The 17,415-nt window shown below is 71.4% G+C and carries 16 protein-coding genes; 5 read left to right on the plus strand and 11 right to left on the minus strand.

The window, feature by feature from the left end; translation table 11 throughout:
• The 5 genes from FXF51_RS54835 to zwf all read right to left on the minus strand — a co-directional run.
• On the minus strand, positions 1-661 hold a 661-nt coding region (locus FXF51_RS54835; protein WP_148442839.1), incomplete at its 3' end, for an ATP-binding protein.
• A gap of 51 nt (positions 662-712) precedes the next feature.
• Complete coding sequence (eda, locus tag FXF51_RS54840; protein ID WP_148442840.1) at positions 713-1,324, minus strand: bifunctional 4-hydroxy-2-oxoglutarate aldolase/2-dehydro-3-deoxy-phosphogluconate aldolase; 612 nt, start codon at positions 1,322-1,324, stop codon at positions 713-715.
• Between the two features lie 84 nt (positions 1,325-1,408).
• Positions 1,409-2,374 (minus strand): glucokinase, encoded by a 966-nt coding sequence (gene glk, locus FXF51_RS54845; protein ID WP_262380517.1) that lies wholly within the window; start codon positions 2,372-2,374, stop codon positions 1,409-1,411.
• Positions 2,375-2,536: 162 nt separating this feature from the next.
• The gene (edd, locus tag FXF51_RS54850) at positions 2,537-4,468 is read right to left on the minus strand and encodes a phosphogluconate dehydratase (RefSeq protein WP_187415093.1); all 1,932 of its coding nucleotides are present in this window, start codon (positions 4,466-4,468) and stop codon (positions 2,537-2,539) included.
• On the minus strand, positions 4,465-5,937 hold the full coding sequence (gene zwf / locus FXF51_RS54855) for a glucose-6-phosphate dehydrogenase (RefSeq protein WP_262380518.1): 1,473 nt from the start codon (positions 5,935-5,937) through the stop codon (positions 4,465-4,467). The genes edd and zwf overlap by 4 nt, the downstream gene beginning before the upstream one ends.
• A gap of 143 nt (positions 5,938-6,080) precedes the next feature.
• Between zwf and FXF51_RS54860 the strand changes: the two genes are divergently transcribed.
• Positions 6,081-7,289, plus strand: a complete 1,209-nt coding sequence (locus tag FXF51_RS54860) for an ROK family transcriptional regulator (protein WP_148442842.1) — start codon at positions 6,081-6,083, stop codon at positions 7,287-7,289.
• A gap of 39 nt (positions 7,290-7,328) precedes the next feature.
• Here the strand turns inward: FXF51_RS54860 and FXF51_RS54865 are convergent, their stop codons facing one another.
• Entirely contained in the window at positions 7,329-8,903 is a 1,575-nt protein-coding gene (locus tag FXF51_RS54865; protein WP_148442843.1) for an ABC-F family ATP-binding cassette domain-containing protein, read from the minus strand.
• Between the two features lie 98 nt (positions 8,904-9,001).
• Between FXF51_RS54865 and FXF51_RS54870 the strand changes: the two genes are divergently transcribed.
• Positions 9,002-9,778 (plus strand): TetR/AcrR family transcriptional regulator, encoded by a 777-nt coding sequence (locus tag FXF51_RS54870; RefSeq protein ID WP_262380519.1) that lies wholly within the window; start codon positions 9,002-9,004, stop codon positions 9,776-9,778.
• 33 nt (positions 9,779-9,811) lie between these two features.
• On the opposite strand, the gene FXF51_RS54875 is transcribed toward FXF51_RS54870, so the two are convergent.
• The 3 genes from FXF51_RS54875 to FXF51_RS54885 all read right to left on the minus strand — a co-directional run bounded on the left by FXF51_RS54875 (position 9,812) and on the right by FXF51_RS54885 (position 11,793).
• Positions 9,812-10,303, minus strand: coding sequence for a glycosyltransferase (locus FXF51_RS54875; protein ID WP_262380520.1), 492 nt, complete (start codon positions 10,301-10,303; stop codon positions 9,812-9,814).
• 139 nt (positions 10,304-10,442) lie between these two features.
• Entirely contained in the window at positions 10,443-10,997 is a 555-nt protein-coding gene (locus FXF51_RS54880; RefSeq protein WP_148442844.1) for a hypothetical protein, read from the minus strand.
• A 94-nt stretch (positions 10,998-11,091) separates the two neighbouring features.
• Complete coding sequence (locus tag FXF51_RS54885) at positions 11,092-11,793, minus strand: DUF2470 domain-containing protein (RefSeq protein ID WP_148442845.1); 702 nt, start codon at positions 11,791-11,793, stop codon at positions 11,092-11,094.
• Between the two features lie 78 nt (positions 11,794-11,871).
• Here FXF51_RS54885 and rpsD point away from each other — a divergent pair, with 78 nt between their 5' ends.
• Complete coding sequence (rpsD, locus tag FXF51_RS54890; RefSeq protein ID WP_148442881.1) at positions 11,872-12,486, plus strand: 30S ribosomal protein S4; 615 nt, start codon at positions 11,872-11,874, stop codon at positions 12,484-12,486.
• A gap of 28 nt (positions 12,487-12,514) precedes the next feature.
• Here rpsD and FXF51_RS54895 read toward each other — a convergent pair whose 3' ends face one another.
• Positions 12,515-13,378 (minus strand): ion transporter, encoded by an 864-nt coding sequence (locus FXF51_RS54895; RefSeq protein WP_148442846.1) that lies wholly within the window; start codon positions 13,376-13,378, stop codon positions 12,515-12,517.
• Between the two features lie 110 nt (positions 13,379-13,488).
• On the opposite strand from FXF51_RS54895, the gene FXF51_RS54900 reads away from it, so the two are divergent.
• Positions 13,489-13,803, plus strand: coding sequence for a DUF4190 domain-containing protein (locus tag FXF51_RS54900; protein ID WP_148442847.1), 315 nt, complete (start codon positions 13,489-13,491; stop codon positions 13,801-13,803).
• A 19-nt stretch (positions 13,804-13,822) separates the two neighbouring features.
• Here the strand turns inward: FXF51_RS54900 and FXF51_RS54905 are convergent, their stop codons facing one another.
• Positions 13,823-15,181 (minus strand): S8 family peptidase, encoded by a 1,359-nt coding sequence (locus tag FXF51_RS54905; RefSeq protein WP_148442848.1) that lies wholly within the window; start codon positions 15,179-15,181, stop codon positions 13,823-13,825.
• A 276-nt stretch (positions 15,182-15,457) separates the two neighbouring features.
• On the opposite strand from FXF51_RS54905, the gene FXF51_RS54910 reads away from it, so the two are divergent.
• Entirely contained in the window at positions 15,458-17,407 is a 1,950-nt protein-coding gene (locus FXF51_RS54910) for a spermidine synthase (protein ID WP_262380521.1), read from the plus strand.
• Positions 17,408-17,415 lie beyond the last annotated feature (8 nt).

A 17,415-nucleotide genomic window follows, 5' to 3' on the forward strand; every position in this document is an offset into this window, starting at 1 on the left:
CGGTGAAGTCGCCCAGGCGCAGCGACTCGGCGATGATGTTGAACGGGCTGGCCACGTTGATCCCGTCGGAGGTGCCTCCCGAGGCGACCTTGTAGTCACGCACGTCGCGCAGCCCGCACAACACTATCGACGCCGGGAACGGATAAGCCTTGTGTCGCTTGTTGTGCCCGTCGCGGAGCTGGCCAAGGATGCTGGCCAGGCTGTTGCCCTGCAGGGCGTCGATCTCGTCGATGAACAGCACCACCCGGCGCGGGCAGCGTCGGGACCACTCCCGGAGCGCCGCACAGAAACGGCTGCCCGGTGTGACCTGCGGCCAGGAACGCGGCGGCAGCAGCTTCTTCGGCCATCCCGACAGATCGGCGGCCTCGCGGAGGGAATCCAGCAGAAGCGACTCTGCGGCGACGTAGTCGTCGCCGGCCGCCTTGGCGCGTTCGCAGGAGAACATCAGGGCGGCGGTGTCGCCCTCGGCGGTCAGCTCGGCGGCCAGGGTGTCCAGCGTGGTCGTCTTGCCGGTCTGCCGGGGCGCGTGCAGCACGAAGTAGCGGTCCATTTCGACGAGCGCACGCGCCTCGGGGAGCCGCTGCGTCGGTGGCAGCATGTAGTGCCGCCGCGGGTCGCAGGGACCGGTGGTGTTGAAGTATTTCGCGCGGGGTGGCGGCATGACTGCATTCTGTCATCATCCATGCCTGGCCACCCCGTGCTCGCAGAAGCGCTATCTGAGAGCTGCCGCCTCAGCCGCCAGCTTCTCCACGCGCGCCCAGTCCCCGGACGCCAGCGCGTCGGCGGGGGTCAGCCAGCTCCCCCCGACGCACCCCACGTTCGGCAGCGCCAGGTAGTCGCGGGCGGTCTCCGGCTTGATGCCGCCGGTCGGGCAGAAGCGCACGTCGGGCAGCGGCCCCGACAGCGACTTGAGGTACGGGATGCCGCCCGCCGCCTCGGCCGGGAAGAACTTCAGCTCCTTGATCCCCCGCTCCACCAGCGCCATGACCTCCGTCACGGTGGCCGCGCCCGGCAGGTAAGGCACCCCGCTGGAGTCCAGCGCCTCCACCAGCGACAGGGTGGTGCCGGGCGAGACGAGGAACTTCGCGCCCGCCGACACGGACGCCGCGATGTCGTCGGTGGTCCGGATCGTCCCCGCGCCCACCGTCGCCTCGGGCACCTCCTCGGCGATCCTGGCGATGGCCTCGCGGGCGGCGGGCGTGCGCAGGGTCACCTCGATGACCGGCAGTCCGCCGGCCACCAGGGCGCGGGCCATCGGGACGGCGGTCCCGGCGTCCTCGATCACCACGACGGGGATCACTGGAGCGAGATCGAGCAGGCTCATGGGGTTTCTCTCTCCTCGTCGGCCTCTCACGGCCGTCGGCTTGTCTCGTACAACTGAGTCACCTGCCCACCAGACGGGCTTCAGTCAGCCCACCAGTTCCCTGCGGGCGTGCTGGCTCAGCCACGCGGCGGCGCCCGTCATGCCGGGCTGGGCCGCGACGATCAGCACGGTGCCGATCTCCGACAGGTAGGCGGCCATGTCGGGGTTGTCCTCGAAGCGCGTACGGAAGGCGCTGGCCCGCACGCGTTCCACGATGCGGGGCAGCACCCCGCCGGCCAGGTAGACCCCGCCACGGGCGCCGAGGGTGAGCGCGACGTTGCCGGCGAAGGTGCCGAGCATGCCGCAGAACATCTCGACCGTCTCGGCGCACAGCGAGTCGTCCACCCTGGCCACGATGTCGGAGGCGGTCAGGTCGGGTGCGCTGACGCCGTTCACCACGGCCAGCGCCTTGTGCAGGCGGACCAGGCCGGGGCCGGACAGCAGGTGCTCGGCCACCACGTGCGGCAGGCCGTGCGACTGGAGGGCGCGGACGACCTCGACCTCGCGCGGCTCGAACACCGGCACCGTGGCGTGCCCGCCCTCGCCGGGGATCGCGGTCCAGCCGTCGCCGGCGGGCACCAGGCCGCCCACGCCGAGGCCGGTCCCGGGGCCGAGCACGGCCTTGACGCCGTGGCCTGGCGCGGGCCCGCCGAGGGACACCAGCTCGTCGCCGTTCAGGTGCGGCAGCGACACGGCCAGCGCCTCGAAGTCGTTGAGCAGCCGCGCGTACGGCACGTCGAGGTCGCGGATGGAGCCTGACCAGTGGGAGTTCGTGAGCCGGTAGTGGTCGCCGTCGATCGGGCCCGCCAGCGCCAGGCAGGCCGCCCCCGGTCGCACTCCGCCCGCGTGCTCCGCGAGATAGGCGGCTACGGCTTCGGGGAGGGTCGCGTAGTCGGCGCCGGGCAGGACCGCGACGTTCGACGGGCGCGCCCCCAACGAGGTGACCAGGCCGAAACGGGCGTTGGTTCCCCCGATGTCGGCGACGAGCCACGGAAGGTCAAAGGCACTCACGGATACCTCCGGCATTCGGGGCGGCGTCAAGATCGCTCGCCATGCACCGAAGGATCCCACGGTCGTTCACGCTCCCCCGGAGGGGGTGGTGCGGACGTACGGGCTCAGGAGCGTTCAGCGCGCGCCAAACGGACATGGAGCACCGTACCGGCAAATACCCGGTCACCGCACCAGCGCGCCGACCGGCGCGCCCGTCTCAAGGTGGGAGTTGCCCGCCTCGGCGGGAAAGCCCAGGCCGGGGCCGTGGTGCGGCGACTCGGCGCCGCTGACCCCGAAGATGCCCGCGCCCTGCTCGGCGTGACCCGCCATCCGGCGGAAGGCGGCGAACAGCTCGCGTCCCGTGCCCACCCACTGCGCGTCGCTCAGCGGCCGGCCCTCGGGCGTGCGGCGGGTCAGCTCCTCGGCCGGCACCAGCAGCTCCAGGGTGCCCGCCGCCGAGTCCAGCCTGATCACGTCACCCTCGCGGACCAGCGCGATCGGGCCGCCGTCGGCCGCCTCGGGCGACAGGTGGATGGCCGCCGGGACCTTGCCCGACGCGCCCGACATGCGGCCGTCGGTGACGATCGCCACCCGCTGCCCCCTGTCGAGCAGCACCGCCAGCGGCGAGGTCAGCTTGTGCAGCTCCGGCATGCCGTTCGCGCTCGGGCCCTGGTAGCGGATGACCGCCACGAAGTCCTGCCCGTCCAGCTCGCCCGCCTCGAACGCCTTCAGCAGGTCGAGCTGGTCGTGGAAGACCTTGGCCGGCGCCTCGATCACCAGGTGCTCCGGCTTGACCGCCGAGACCTTGCTGACGGCGCGGCCCAGGTTGCCCTCCACCATGTGGATGCCGCCGTCGGCCGAGAACGGGTCCGCGGCCGGGCGCAGCACGTCCAGGTCCTTGCTGCCGCCGGTGACCGGCGCCCAGACCAGCTCGCCGTCCACCAGCTCCGGTGCCTCCCGGTAGCGGTCGAGGCCGGGGCCCGCCACGGTCATGACGTCCGCGTGCAGCAGGCCCTCGTCCAGCAGGTCGCCGATGAGCACCTGCATGCCGCCGGCGTCGCGGAAGTGGTTCACGTCCGCCTGGCCGTTCGGGTAGATCTTGGTCAGCGACGGCACGACCTCGGACAGGCAGGCCAGGTCGTCCCAGGTCAGCACGATGCCCGCGGCGGCGGCCATGGCGACCAGGTGCAGCGTGTGGTTCGTGGAGCCGCCGGTGGCCAGCAGGGCGACGCAGGCGTTCACGAGGGACTTCTCGTCGACCAGCTCACCGATCGGCGTGTACTCGGCGCCGTGCGCGGTGATCTCCACCGCCCTGCGGCCGGCGGCCTGCGTGAGGGCGTGGCGCAGCTCGGTGTGCGGGTTGACGAACGTCGAGCCCGGCAGGTGCAGGCCCATGACCTCCATCAGCGCCTGGTTGGAGTTCGCGGTGCCGTAGAAGGTGCAGGTGCCGGGGGAGTGGTACGACTTGGCCTCGGCGTCGAGCAGCTCGTCCCTGCCGACCTTGCCCTCGGCGAAGAGCTGCCGGGTGCGGGCCTTGACCTTGTTCGGCAGGCCCGAGGCCATCGGGCCGGCGGGCACGAAGATCGCGGGCAGGTGCCCGAAGTGCAGCGCCCCGATGAACAGGCCCGGCACGATCTTGTCGCACACGCCCAGCAGCAGCGTGGAGTCGAACATGTCGTGCGACAGCGCGATCGCGGTGGACATCGCGATCACGTCGCGGCTGTAGAGCGACAGCTCCATGCCGGCCCGGCCCTGCGTGATGCCGTCGCACATGGCCGGCACGCCGCCCGCCACCTGTGCCACGCCGCCCGCCTTGCGGACGGCCTGCTTCAGCTCCGGCGGGTACGTCTCGTACGGCTGGTGCGCGGACAGCATGTCGTTGTAGCTGGTCACGATGGCCACGCCCGGCTTGGCCGAGCCGCGCAGCGCCGGCTTGTCCTCCGCCGGGGCGCCGGCGAAGCCGTGCGCGAGGTTCGCGCAGCCCAGGTGCGCGCGCGCCGGGCCCTTCTCCCTGGCGGCCTCGCCCTCGCGGCGGATCCGCTCCAGGTACGCGGTACGGCTGGCGGCGCTGCGCTCGGCGATCCGGTCGGTGATCTCCTGGATGACGTTGTTCACAGTTCCTCCTCGTGCCAGGCACGACCGCTGCGGCCGAGCAGTTCGTGGGCTCCGGTGGGGCCGGTGGTTCCTGCGGGGTAGGGCTCGGGCAGCGCCGGGTCGGCCTGCCAGGCTTCGAGGATCGGGTCGATCCACCGCCAGGCCGCCTCGACCTCGTCGCGACGCATGAACAGCGTCGGGTTCCCGGCCAGCACGTCCATCAGCAGCCGCTCGTACGCCTCCGGCACCCGCGCCGTGAACGTCTTGCCGAAGCTCAGCGACAGCGGCACCGGCTTGAGCGTCGTCTCGCCCGCGCCCGGCTCCTTGGCCATGATGTGCAGCTCGATGCCCTCCTCCGGCTGCAGCCGCAGCACCAGGCGGTTGGGGGCGCCGCCGGGGAAGATGGAGTGCGGCACGTCCTTGAACTGCACCACGATCTCCGAGCGCCGGTACGGCATGCGCTTGCCGGTGCGCAGGTAGAACGGCACCCCGGCCCACCGCCAGTTCTTGATCTCGGCGCGGATCGCGGTGAACGTCTCCACCCGGCGCGAGGCCTCGTTCGGCGGCGTGGAGGCCGGCTCGTCGAGGTAGCCCACCATGTCGCCGGCCTCGGTGTACTGGCCGCGCACGGTGAAACGTTCCACCTCGCCGCCGACGATCGGCCGCAGCGCCTGCAGCACCTTGACCTTCTCGTCGCGGATGGCCTCGCGGTCGTTGCGGGCCGGCGGCTCCATCGCGGTCAGCGTCAGGAGCTGCAGCAGGTGGTTCTGCACCATGTCACGCAGCGCGCCCGCGTGGTCGTAGTAGCCGCGCCTGCCCGGCGTGCCGACCGTCTCGGCGGCGGTGATCTGGACGTGGTCGATCCACAGGGAGTTCCAGATCGGCTCAAGGAAGGCGTTGGCGAAGCGCAGGACCAGCAGGTTCTGCACCGTCTCCTTGCCCAGGTAGTGGTCGATGCGGAAGATCTGGCGCTCGTCGAAGATGGCGCCGACCTCGTCGTTGATCCGCTGCGCGCTGACGAGGTCGTGGCCCAGCGGCTTCTCCAGCACCACGCGCGAGCGCGGCGTCACCAGGCCGGCCTGCTCCAGCTCCCGGCAGAACGGGCCGAACGTCCTGGGCGGGCTGGCCAGGTAGAACACCCGGTCGCGCGTCTCGTACCCGGTCAGCAGCTCGGCCAGCGCGCCCCAGCCCGCGGCGTCCTCGCGGCCGACGTCCACCGACACGTGGTGCAGCCGGGTCAGGAAGCGCCGCCACTGGCCCTCGTCCTCCACCGGGAGGTGGCTGCGTACCTCGGCGTCCACCTTGCCGCGGAAGTCGTCGTCGGTCAGCCCGCCCCGGGACATGGCGATGACGCGGGTCTCCGGGGAGAGCCTGCCCTCCATGTCGCTGTGGAACAGCGCCGGGATGAGCTTGCGCATGGACAGGTCGCCGGTGCCGCCGAAGACGACGAGATCGGCGGTGTGGGGAAGGGGACCGGTGGCGGTGGACACGGTAAGGGGCTCCGATGATCTACCAAAGCAGGGACAGAACGGACACTAGCCAGAGTTTGGGTCGTGCACAAGCGGAGTTTTGGCATTCGAGATAAAAAAGTCTCGACTTTTCATTACAGAACCGCGTGTGGTTCACTTAGCCGATGCCCCGACGTACCGCTGCCGCCCTTGCCACCAGTGGCGAGGTGCTCCGCCTCATCCGCACCGGTGAGGCCGTGACGCGGGCCGACCTCGGCCGGGTGACCGGCCTGTCGCGCCCCGCGGTGCAGCTACGCGTCGGCGAGCTGCTCGAACGCGGCCTCGTCGTCGAACGCACCGACGCCCCCTCCACCGGCGGGCGGCCCCCCGTCCGGCTCGAGTTCAACGCCGCCGGCGGCGTCGTCCTCGTCGCCGCGCTCGGCGCCTCCCGCACCCGCGTCGCCGTCTGCGACCTCGCCGGGCGCGAACTCGCGGGGCGCGAGTTCGCGATGGACGTCGAACAGGGCCCCGACACCGTGCTGCCCCTCCTCATGGACACCTGGGACGACCTGCTCGGCGACCGGCCGCGCGCCATGATCCAAGGCGTCGGGATGGGCGTGCCCGCCACCGTCGAGTACGCGGAAGGGCGCACGGAGAGCGCCCGCGTCATGGCGTCCTGGACCGGGGTCGTGATCCCGCCCATCATCCGCGAGCGCTTCCCCGTACCCGTCCTCGTCGACAACGACGTCAACGTGCTGGCCATCGGCGAGCACCGCGGCGCCTACCCCGACCTCGACGACCTCATGTTCGTCAAGATCTCCACCCGCATCGGCGCCGGAGTCATCGCCGGTGGCGGCATCCTGCGCGGCGCCCTCGGCGCCGCCGGCGAGATCGGGCACATCCCCGTGCTCGACGGTGGCGGCGTGCTGTGCCGGTGCGGCAACCACGACTGCGTCGACTCCGTCGCCAGCGGCACCGCGCTGCTGCGGGAGCTCCGGGGGCGTGGCAAGGAGGTCAGGACCATCGCTGACGTGACCGCGCTCGTGAGAGCCGGTGACGCCGAGACCATGGCCACCGTGCGTGAGGCGGGGCGGCGGATCGGCGAGGTGCTCGCCGGGGCCGTCAACATCCTCAACCCGTCGGTGGTGGTGCTCGGAGGGGACATGGCTGAGGCCTTCGGGCCGCTCGTGTCCAGCATCCGCGAGGTCGTGTATCGCCGGTCCACGGCCCTGGCGACCCGCCGCCTGCGCATCGAGCCGAGCCGGCTGGGGGCGGGGGCGGGGATCAGCGGGTGCGCGGTGATGGTGCTGGATCATGTGCTGTCGCCTGAGGCCGTGGATGAGAGCATGACGCTCACGGCCTTGCGGCGGGTGCCTGTCACCGAAGCGGGCTAGACGCCTCGCTCGCCTTGCCTCACAGGACCGGTGCCGGGCTCAGATGTCCCACCGTGGCGTGTCGCTCTCCCGCACCACCCCGTCCGCCCCGAAGATCAGGTACCGATCCAGGTCATCGGCGAACCACCGGTCATGGGTCACGGCCAGCACCGTTCCCTCGTACCCTCCGAGCCCCGCCTGCAAGGCCTCCGCACTGGCCAGATCCAGGTTGTCGGTCGGCTCGTCGAGCAGCAGCAACGTCGCCCCTGACAGCTCCAGCAGCAAGATCTGCAGCCGCGCCTGCTGCCCGCCCGACAACGTCTCGAACGGCTGCCCGCCCGCCGGCGCCAGCTCGTACCGGGCCAGCGCCGCCATCGCCTCGTTACGGGTCATCGCGTGCTCGTGCATGACCACCTCAGCCGCCGGGCGTCCATGCAGGTCAGGGCGTAGGTGGGTCTGGGCGAAGTGGCCGGGGGAGACCCGGGCGCCGAGCCGGGCGACGCCGGTGTGCGCGATCGGCTCGCCCGCCAGCAACCGCAGGAAGTGGGACTTGCCCGTGCCGTTCATGCCGAGCACGCCGACGCGCTCGCCGTACCAGATCTCGGTCGAGAACGGCCGCAGCAGCCCGCTCAGCTCCAGCTCCTCGCACACGACCGCCCTCTTGCCGGTACGGCCGCCGCGCAGCAGCATCCGCACGTTCTGCTCCTTGGGGGCACGCTGCGGCGGCCCCGCGCGTTCGAACCGGTCCAGCCGCGTCACCGCCGACTGGTACGCCCCCGCCAGCGCGTCGTTGCCGGCCGAGCGCTGCCGCAGCACGTGCACGAGGCGCCGCAGCCGGGCCCGCTCCTCCTCCCAGCGCTGCCGCAACTCCTCCAGCCGCTCCCTGCGCCGCCGGCGCGCCTCGGCGTACCCGGCGAACCCGCCGCCGTGCACCCACACGCCCCGCCCCTCCACGGTGACGATCCGGCCGGCGGCCTCGGACAGCAGGCGGCGGTCGTGCGAGACGAGCAGCACCGTCTTCGCCGAACTCCTGATCGCCCGCTCCAGCCACTGCTTGCCCCGCACGTCCAGGTAGTTGTCGGGCTCGTCGAGCAGCAGCACCTCGTCGGGCCCGCGCAGCAGCGCCTCCAGCATGAGCCGCTTCTGCTCCCCGCCGGACAGCGTGGCCACGCTCCGATCCTTGATCTCCTCGTACGGGAGGCCGAGCGCCTCGGTGGCGCACACGTCCCACACCACCTCCAGCTCGTAGCCGCCCGCGTCGGCGTAGTCGGCGATGGCCTGGGCGTAGCCGAGCTGGCGCTCCTCGTCGTCGCGCGCCGCGATCGCCGCCTCCGCCCGCTCCAGCGCCACCCACGCCTGCCTGATCGGACGCGGTGCCACGCTCAGCAGCAGATCCCGTACGGTGCCCTCGCCGAGGAACTGCCGCATGACGCCGACCCCTCCGGTGGCCGCGATCCGCCCCTCGTCGGGTGCCGCCTCGCCCGCGATCAGCCGCAGCAGCGTGGTCTTGCCCGCCCCGTTCGGCCCGACCAGGGCCGCCTTGGCGCCGTCGCCGACCTTGAACGACACCTCCAGCAGCAGGGGCCGGCCATCGGGCAGCAGGTACGTCACTCCGCTCACATCGACATGCCCCACCTGAACCCTCCCCTTACCGGAACGACGATCCGGATTATCGACCAACGTTCCACTTACTAGACCATTGATCCGGTTCTCGTACAACGTATTATCCCCGGGTGGACAACGTGTGGTCGCGGAACCAGAAGCCTTCGAGGCAGACGCTGACGCTGGAGCGGATCGTGGCGGAGGCGGTGGCGCTGCTGGACGAGGAGGGCGTGGGGCGGCTGACCATGCGCCGCCTCGCCGAGCGCCTCGACACCGGGTCGACCACCCTCTACTGGCACGTCAAGACCAAGGACGACGTGCTCGACCTGGCCATGGACGAGGTCTTCCGCGAGGTGCGACTGGACGACCTCGCTGGGCTCGCCGGACTGGCCGGGTGGAAGGGCGCAGGCTCAGGGGCTGCTGGGTGGGAGGGTGCGGGCTCAGGGGCTGCTGGGTGGGAGGGTGCGGGCTCAGGGGCTGCTGGGTGGGAGGGTGCGGGCTCAAGGCCTGCTGGGTGGGAGGGCGATTGGCGGGCGCCGGTGCGGGGGTTGATGCGGCGTTGGCGGGCGGCGTTGTTGCGGCATCCCTGGTCGGCGACGCTGCTCGACCGCCCGCTCATGGGCCCCCACGCGCTGCGACGCACCGAGTTCCTGTACGAGACGCTGACGGCCGCCGGGTTCGCCGTGCCGAAGACGGCCGCGTACAGCCTGTCGAACTACGTGATGGGGTCGGTGATCATGCAGGTGACCTGGGAGCGGAGCGGCGGCACCGACACCGGCGTGTACCTGCGCGAGCGCGCCGACCGTTACCCGGCGCTGGCCGAGCACGGGCTGGAGCACGACTGGGACGCCACGTTCGACGAGGGGCTCGACTACCTCCTGGAGGGGATGGCGCGCTCCCGGGCATGACAGGGCAGGCCCCGCCGCCCCCAGCGGGCCGGCTCAGGTGGAGAACGTGCCCTCGCGGCGGATCGTCTGCCACGGCAGCCGTACGCCGAGCGCCGCCGTGGCCAGCGACTGGATGACCACCAGGTGCATGAGCTGCCGGTAGACGAACTGCTGCAACGGCAGCACCCACAGCACGCTCGCCCGTTCGCGGTCGAGCCGCAGCGCGTACCAGCCGGTCAGGGCCTGCACGACCACGAAGCCGGCCCAGACCGCCACCACCGGCAGCGGGTCGCCCATCAGGACGCTGTAGACGGCCATCATGTCCACCACCGGCGCCAAGAGGGGCAGCAGCACCTGGAACAAGACCAGGTAGCCCGGCCCGCACCGCCCGAACGTGCCCCGTTCCGCCACCGCCCGGCGATGCTTCCACATGGCCTGGAGGGTGCCGTAGCACCACCGGTAGCGCTGCCGCCAGAGCTGGCGCAGTGACGACGGCGCCTCGGTCCAGGCCAGCGCCTTCTCCTCGTGGACGACCCGCCGGCCCACCCGTGCGGCACCAGCGCGAACGACATCAGCAGGACGGCGACCACCACCAGGAACCAGTGGCCGCGCGGCTCGGCCTGCTGGGTGCGGTGGGTGACGGGGGAGACGGGTTCGACGGGCCAGACGTGGGTGTCGGCCCGGCTCACCTCTTGGGGCCCTGCGTCTTGTCCTGGCCCGCGCCCTGGGGTTCCTTGGTCTGGCCTGGTGGCGTGTGCGCGGCCTCGCCATCGGTCGGCGGGGTGGTGGACTCGGCCGGGGTCGTGCCAGGCGCCTTAGTGGTGGCGGGAGTGGTGGCGGGAGGCGCTGTGGGGCGGCTCGCGCCCGAGGGGCTGACGCCGCTCGCGGGCGTCCGGCCCGCGGTCGTGGTCCGCGCCGGCGTGGCGGGCGCCGAGCCGCGCGCCCTGGGGGTGGCCGCGCGGGTGGGGGGACGGGTGCTCGGGGGCCGGGTCGCCGTGGGTTCGCCGGAGCTTCGCTCGGAGTCCGGCGCCGTGGCGGGGGCGGAGGGGCTGGAGCCGCCCGATCCGAGCCGGTCGGAGTTGTCGAGGCGGGTGCCGCTGAACGCGCCGCCGATCAGGACCGCCGCGCAGGCCAGCATCAAGGTGCCACCGAGGACACCGACGATCATCAGCACCCGCCTGCGCCGGCCACTCTGGTCGACGAACACCGCCGTCTCGGTCGCCCGATGCGCTCCAGTCACGGGTCAGAAGCGTAGGGACTGCGGCACACTCCTCGGGGCGATGTGGCGATTCATCCGACAAAATCGGGTTGTCGCTGGATGGGATGTCGAGGTGTCAGCACGTGCACAGCAGCCCGCGCAGCGCCGTCTCCAGGCACACGCTCGAACGCGCGGGCGTCGGCCAGGGAAAACGCACCAGCGACTCGTCCACCCGCACCGTGGCCCCGAACCGGTCCAGCTCCCACAGCCACACGTCCGCCGCCGGCTCGCCGAGCTGCTGGGTCACGCCGGCGGCGAGCTGGGCCCGGTGCGAGGAGTTGACGTGGGCGAGCACCCGCTCCGCCGTCTCGGTGAGCGGATCGGGCGCCGCCTCCAGGTAGTCGTCGGCGTCCAGCACGCCCGACTCCTGCCCGGTCAGATAGACCACCTGGCCCACGTCCAGCCGCAGCAGCCGGGGCGCGTCCGGCTGCCCGAAGCGCTCCAGCGCGTCGAACAGGCTCTCGTCCGCGGTGTGCGCGGCCACCGCCACGGCGGCGGTGCGGGCCTCCTCCTCCGGTACGGCCTCCGCCCAGCCCTGGACCTCGATCAGCCCGCGCGGGTGCGTCATCGTGCCCAGTTGCCGCATCGCCGTCAGGTTCACCGCCACGACCGCGTCCGCGCGCAGCCCGTGCAGGGTCTCGCCGGGCCGGACGAGCAGGATGGGGCGGCCGCGCTCGTCCACGCCGCCGCGGGCGGGCGAGGGGGCGCCGTCAACGGAGAGCTTGGCGACGTTGGCCGTCGCGGCGAGGGTCCGGACCCGTTCGGGAATCGGCAGCATGGCGGCCTCCTTGAGAGCGTCAACAGTGATAGGTTAGCCTTGCCTAAGTAAGGATTACCTAATCACATCGAGGTGAACGTGCGCTACACCGGCCCGAAGGTGCGACTGTCGCGTCGCGCGGGCGTCCCGCTGACCAGGAAAGCCGTGCGCTACTTCGAACAGCGCCCCTACCCGCCGGGCGAGCACGGCCGCAAGACGAACCGTCGCAACACCGGCGACTACGGCCTGCGCCTGATGGAGAAGCAGAAGCTGCGCTGGTACTACGACGTGTCGGAGCGGCAGCTGCGCCGCTACTGGGACCTCGCCGTGCGCAAGTCGGGCGCCTCCGGTGCCGAACTGGTCACGATCCTGGAGAGCCGCCTGGCCTCGCTCGTGCTGCGCGCCGGCCTCGCGCCGTCGATCTACGCGGCGCGGCAGTACATCAACCACGGGCACATCGCCGTGGACGGCCGCAAGGTGGACATCCCCAGCTACCTGGTCAAGCCGGGGCAGGTCATCTCGGTGCGGGAGCGGTCGCGCCAGATGCAGCCGTTCGTGGCCGCCTCCGAGGGCGTCTACGCCGACGACCGGCCCGCCGGGTACCTGTCGGTGGAGCTGCAGGAGCTGCGCTTCACACTGGTCGGCCGGCCGCAGCGCGAGCAGATCGCGATCCCGGTGGACGAGCAGCTCGTGGTGGAGTTCTACTCCCGCTGACCCGCCGGCCAAGGCCCGGGGGAAGCGGTCACGCGGACCGTGACCGCTTCCCCCGGGCCTTCTTCATGGGCGGGGACGCGGGCGCCGTCTCGCGCAGCGCCCGCAGCTCGGCGACCTCCTTGCGCAGCTCGGTCAGCTCGTCGAGGATCTGCTGCGTGTGCGCCCTGGTGTCCTCCATGATGTGCGACGTGCTGTCCTCCAGCGCCGCCCGCTCCTCGGCGCTCTCCTCGTCCATCGCGCTCACCACGACCGCCAGGAAGAGGTTGAGCACGACGAACGTGCACACGAGGATGAAGATGGTGAAGAAGATCCACGCCGACGGGTGCCGGCTCATCACCTCCCTGGCGATGTTGCCCCAGTCGTCGCCCGTCATCGTCTGGTAGAGCGTGAACAGCGAGGTCTGCAGGCTGCCGAAGCGGTGCGGCGCGGTCTGCCCGTACAGCTTGGTGGCCATGACGGCGGCCACGTACAGGACCAGCGACAGCAGCACCACGATCGAGCTCATCCCCGGCATCGCGCGCAGCAGCGCCGAGACGACGCGGCGCAGGCTCGGCACCACCGACAGCAGCCGCAGCACGCGCAGGATGCGCAGCGCGCGCAGCACCGACAGGCCGCCGTTGGTGGAGGCGAAGGCGATGGCGACGATGGCGGTGTCGAAGACGTTCCACGGGTCGCGGAAGAAGGCCGCCCGCTCGACGTACAGCTTGGCGATCAGCTCGGCGGTGAAGATGTAGAGCGCCACGTGGTCGACCACCGTCAGGACGGCTCCGTACTCGGCGACGACGGCGGGGAAGGTCTCCAGGCCGAGGGTGGCCGCGTTGATCAGGATGACGCCGATGATGAACCGCTGGAAGTGGCGGTGAGCGAGTAGGACGCGGGTGCGTTCACGCACGGGGGCAGGCTCCTCGGAGGCGGATTGGGGCCGTACCATGATGACGCATGATGATCAAGTAGGAGACTGTGGTATAAAAGCCCACCTGTCGCTGTCAACGGTGAGGGGCCATGTCCTATCCCAACTACGGCCCGGGCAACTACGGGCCGCCGCCGCAGAGCCACCCGAACGGCACCGTCATCCTCGTGCTGGGCATCGTGAGCCTGGTGGCCTGCATGTTGACCGGCCCCTTCGCCTGGTCGATGGGCAACAAGGCGCTGCGCGAGATCGACGAGAGCGGCTACTACTACGAGAACCGCGGGATGGTCCAGGCCGGTCGCATCTGCGGCATCATCGGCACCGTCCTGCTGATCATCACCTTCTGCTTCGTCGCCCTCGGCGTGACGGTCGGCATCATCGGCGCCGTCACGGAGGGCTCGTCCTGAAAAAGGGCCGCCGTGAGCGTCAGCGCGCGTGCTTGGAGCGCTTCTGGAGCGCGGCGATGACGCCGGCCGGGTCCACCGTCCCGTAGCCGTAGTCGTAGTCGAACCCGACCTCGCTGCGGTCCTCCGCCGTCCTGCGCAGCAGGGCCCTGAGCTGGGCGGGTGACAGCTTGCCTGCCGGCCAGCGGGTGCGCACCGCCGCCACGAGCCCGGCCGCGACCGGCGCCGCCGCCGACGTGCCGGAGTCGGGCTCGCTCGCGCCGAACGCCCTGGAGCCCAGGAAGTGCGTGTACGCGCACACGTCCGGCTTGCGCGCGGTCAGCCGCCCGGGCCCCTGCGAGGAGTAGCCCACCCGCTCGCCGTTGACGTCGATGCCGCCGACCGACAGCACCTTCGGATGCGAGTTGGCGCCCACGATGGGCCTGCCGGGGTAGGCGCAGCGGCCGTCCGGGCACTCCCGCCCGCAGTTGCCCGCCGCGAACAGCACGTCGGCGCCCGTACGGTCGAGCGCGGCCACCATCAGGTTGAACGGGTGCGCCGCGTTGTCGGAGTAGTTGCCCGGATGCCCGACGGGAAAGTCCCACTCGGGGGAGAACGAGCCCCACGAGTTGTTCACCACCAGCGAGCGCGACTCGGCGGGCTGGGCGTCGAGCACGTTGCGCAGGTGCGCGAAGGCCGCGACCGCGTCCGACAGCAGCCCGTCCAGCGCCGAGCCGCCCGGCCGGGTGGACAGCAGCACGGGGATGTCGATCAGCGTGGCCTGCGGGGCGGTGATGAGCGTGTCGAACGCGCACATGGTGCCGTGGTCGACCTCGAACTCGCCCGGCCTGCCCGTCACGCCCGACGGGCTCCAGCACCGCTCGGCGTCCACGGTGACGCCCCTGCCGAGCTGCCTGGCGGTGTGCGCGGCGTTGATCCCGGTGTCCAGCACGGCGACCGTCACGCCGTCGCCGTCGAGCCCCTGCGCGTGCAGCCCCGGCACGTTCAGCAGCCGCTCCACGTCGTGCCAGTCGCCCGTCGGCGGGTCGCCCCCGCACACCGGCGTGGACTCGATGACCGGGTCGGCGAAGACGCCCACCACGTCCGGCCTGAGCGCGGGCAGCAGCGCGACCCTGGCCGTCAGCTCGTCGTCCGAGATCGTGCCCCGGACCAGCACCGACGCGTCCTCGGGGGCGAGGGAGAAGTCCAGCGGCTGGCTGAGCGAGAGCGGGTCACCGTCGGCCGCGGGCAGCGGCCTGGGCACGGCCACGGGCGTGAACGCGGGATCGAGCTCGACGCCCGGCAGGCCGTCGGCGACGTCGGCCGTGGTGGCGGTCTGGCCGGGGTCCGTGACCGCCGCGACCAGATCGGGGGAGGGACGGAGCTGGATCAGGATCCGCATGTGTCACCACCGAGACGTTTGTGGAGGGAAACGAACCTCCCAACATTCCTTCATCCGCTCCGGCTCGTCCAGTGGATCTGAGGTGTTTTGACCTGCGGAAACTCCCTAATCGGGGCGAAGCGGACGACATTTGTTCTGGGACGTCAGACTTCCTTGTTTTCGGTCCGTTCACTACGGTGAGGCGTTATGACGCTCCAGGCGCAAAAGCCGGTCGATGGCGGAGAAAAGGCTCACTGGTTGGCGGTACGGCCGAGGCTGATCCTCGCCAGTGCCTTCATGCTCTTCCTTGAGCTGGCACTGATCCGGTGGACCGGGTCCAACATCGTCCATCTCAGTTATTTCACCAATTTCGTGCTGCTCGGCTCCTTCCTCGGCATCGGGCTCGGTTTCCTGCGCGTGGGGCGCTCGCAACGGCAGCCGTACTACTCGCCCATCGTGCTGGCCGTCCTGACCATCGTCGTGCTGACCTTCCCGGTCACCGTCGACCGCAACACCGAGGGCGTCCTGTACTGGACGAGCCTGTCCACCAGCGGGCCGCCCGCCTGGGCGATCCTGCCGGTGATCTTCTGCGCCGCCGCCGTGGTGCTGATGGGCCCCGCCGAGCTGGTCGGGCGGTGCTTCCCCGAGCTGCCGCGCCTGGAGGCCTACCGCTACGACCTGATCGGCAGCCTGACCGGCATCGCCGCGTTCACCGCGCTGTCGTTCCTCAGCGCGCCGCCCGTGTTCTGGGGCCTCATCGCGGCCATCTGCTACGGCCTGCTGCTCATGCCCAGCCCGCGCGTGCTCTACGTGGGGCTCGTGACCGTGCCCTCCCTGGTCGTGGTCGGGCTGCTGCTGGCCGAGACGCTCACCGCCGGGGCGATCTGGTCGCCGTACTACAAGGTCACCACCAAGCAGCTCGTGCAGCTCGGCGTGCCCGTCACCGACATCGCCGTCAACGGCATCCCGCACCAGCAGGCCGTGCCCGCCTACGCCCGCCTGCAGTGGGAGGCCCAGTACGGCCTGCCGTACGAGCGCGCGAGCAGGCAGCCCAGGGACGTGCTCATCGTCGGCGCGGGCAGCGGCACCGACGTGGCGATCGCGCTGTCCAAGGGCGCCACCCGCGTGGACGCCGTCGAGATCGACCCCAAGCTGCGCGAGCTGGGCGGCTCGGCGCACCCCGACAAGCCCTACGCCGACCCGCGCGTCACCACCCACGTCACCGACGGCCGCGCCTTCCTGGAGCGCACCGGCGACAAGTACGACCTGATCCTCTTCGCCCTGCCCGACTCGCTCACCCTCGTCTCCGGCGCCAGCTCGCTGCGCCTGGAGAGCTACCTGTTCACCGAGGAGGCCATGCGGGCGGCGCGCGCCCACCTCAAGCCGGGCGGCACGTTCTCGATGTACAACTACTACCGCGAGAGCTGGCTGGTCGACCGCCTGGCCTCCACCATGCAGCGCGCCTTCGGGCACAAGCCCTGCGTGGACGTCGTCAGCACCGCCGGTCAGCAGGCCGTGATCACCGCCGGCCTGGCCGCCGCCGACCAGCGCTGCGCCGCCGAGTGGCCGGGCGCCGCCCCGGGCACGCCCGAGCCCGCCGGCGACGACCGGCCCTTCCTCTACCTGAAGGAAGGCACCATCCCGCCGATCTACGTCATCACGCTCGGCCTGATCCTCATCGTCAGCCTGCTGGCCGTGCGCGTCGTGGCGGGCCCCTACCGGCGGATGCGCCCGTACGCGGACCTGTTCCTGCTCGGCGTGGGCTTCATGCTGCTGGAGACCAAGAGCGTGACCGGGTTCGCGCTGCTGTTCGGCACCACGTGGGTGGTCAACGCGATCGTCTTCGCGGGCGTGCTCGTCGCGGTGCTCGCCGCCGTCGAGGTGACCCGCCGCTTCCGCACCCCGCCGCTGCCGATCATGTACGGCGTGCTTTTCGCGGGCCTCCTGCTGGCCTGGCTGGTGCCCAATGAATGGCTGCTGTCGCTCCCGCTCCCGTTGCGCGCGGTGGCCGCGGTGACGGTGGCGTTCCTGCCGATCTTCGCCGCGAACGTGGTCTTCGCCAAACGTTTCGCCGACACGGCCGACGCCACCACCTCTTTCGGCGCGAACCTGCTGGGCGCCATGGTGGGCGGCTGCCTGGAGTACGTCGCCCTGGTGATCGGCTACAAGGGCCTGCTCGTGGTGGCGGCCCTGCTGTACGTCGGCGCCCTGGCCCTGCTGCCCAGGAAGAACTCCGCCCTGGTGTGACCCCTCCG

Source organism: Nonomuraea sp. PA05 (assembly GCF_008086045.1).
In the GTDB taxonomy this organism is placed as follows: Bacteria; Actinomycetota; Actinomycetes; order Streptosporangiales; family Streptosporangiaceae; genus Nonomuraea; species Nonomuraea monospora.

What these genes read in the sequence shown, in the direction of transcription:
- FXF51_RS54885 (WP_148442845.1), bottom strand. Translation starts at nt 11,793, where the DNA reads ATGCTGCCGATTCCCGAACGGGTCCGGACCCTCGCCGCGACGGCCAAC.
- FXF51_RS54900 (WP_148442847.1), top strand. Translation starts at nt 13,489, where the DNA reads ATGTCCTATCCCAACTACGGCCCGGGCAACTACGGGCCGCCGCCGCAG.
- FXF51_RS54860 (WP_148442842.1), top strand. Translation starts at nt 6,081, where the DNA reads ATGCCCCGACGTACCGCTGCCGCCCTTGCCACCAGTGGCGAGGTGCTC.
- FXF51_RS54910 (WP_262380521.1), top strand. Translation starts at nt 15,458, where the DNA reads ATGCTCTTCCTTGAGCTGGCACTGATCCGGTGGACCGGGTCCAACATC.
- FXF51_RS54905 (WP_148442848.1), bottom strand. Translation starts at nt 15,181, where the DNA reads ATGCGGATCCTGATCCAGCTCCGTCCCTCCCCCGATCTGGTCGCGGCG.
- eda (WP_148442840.1), bottom strand. Translation starts at nt 1,324, where the DNA reads ATGAGCCTGCTCGATCTCGCTCCAGTGATCCCCGTCGTGGTGATCGAG.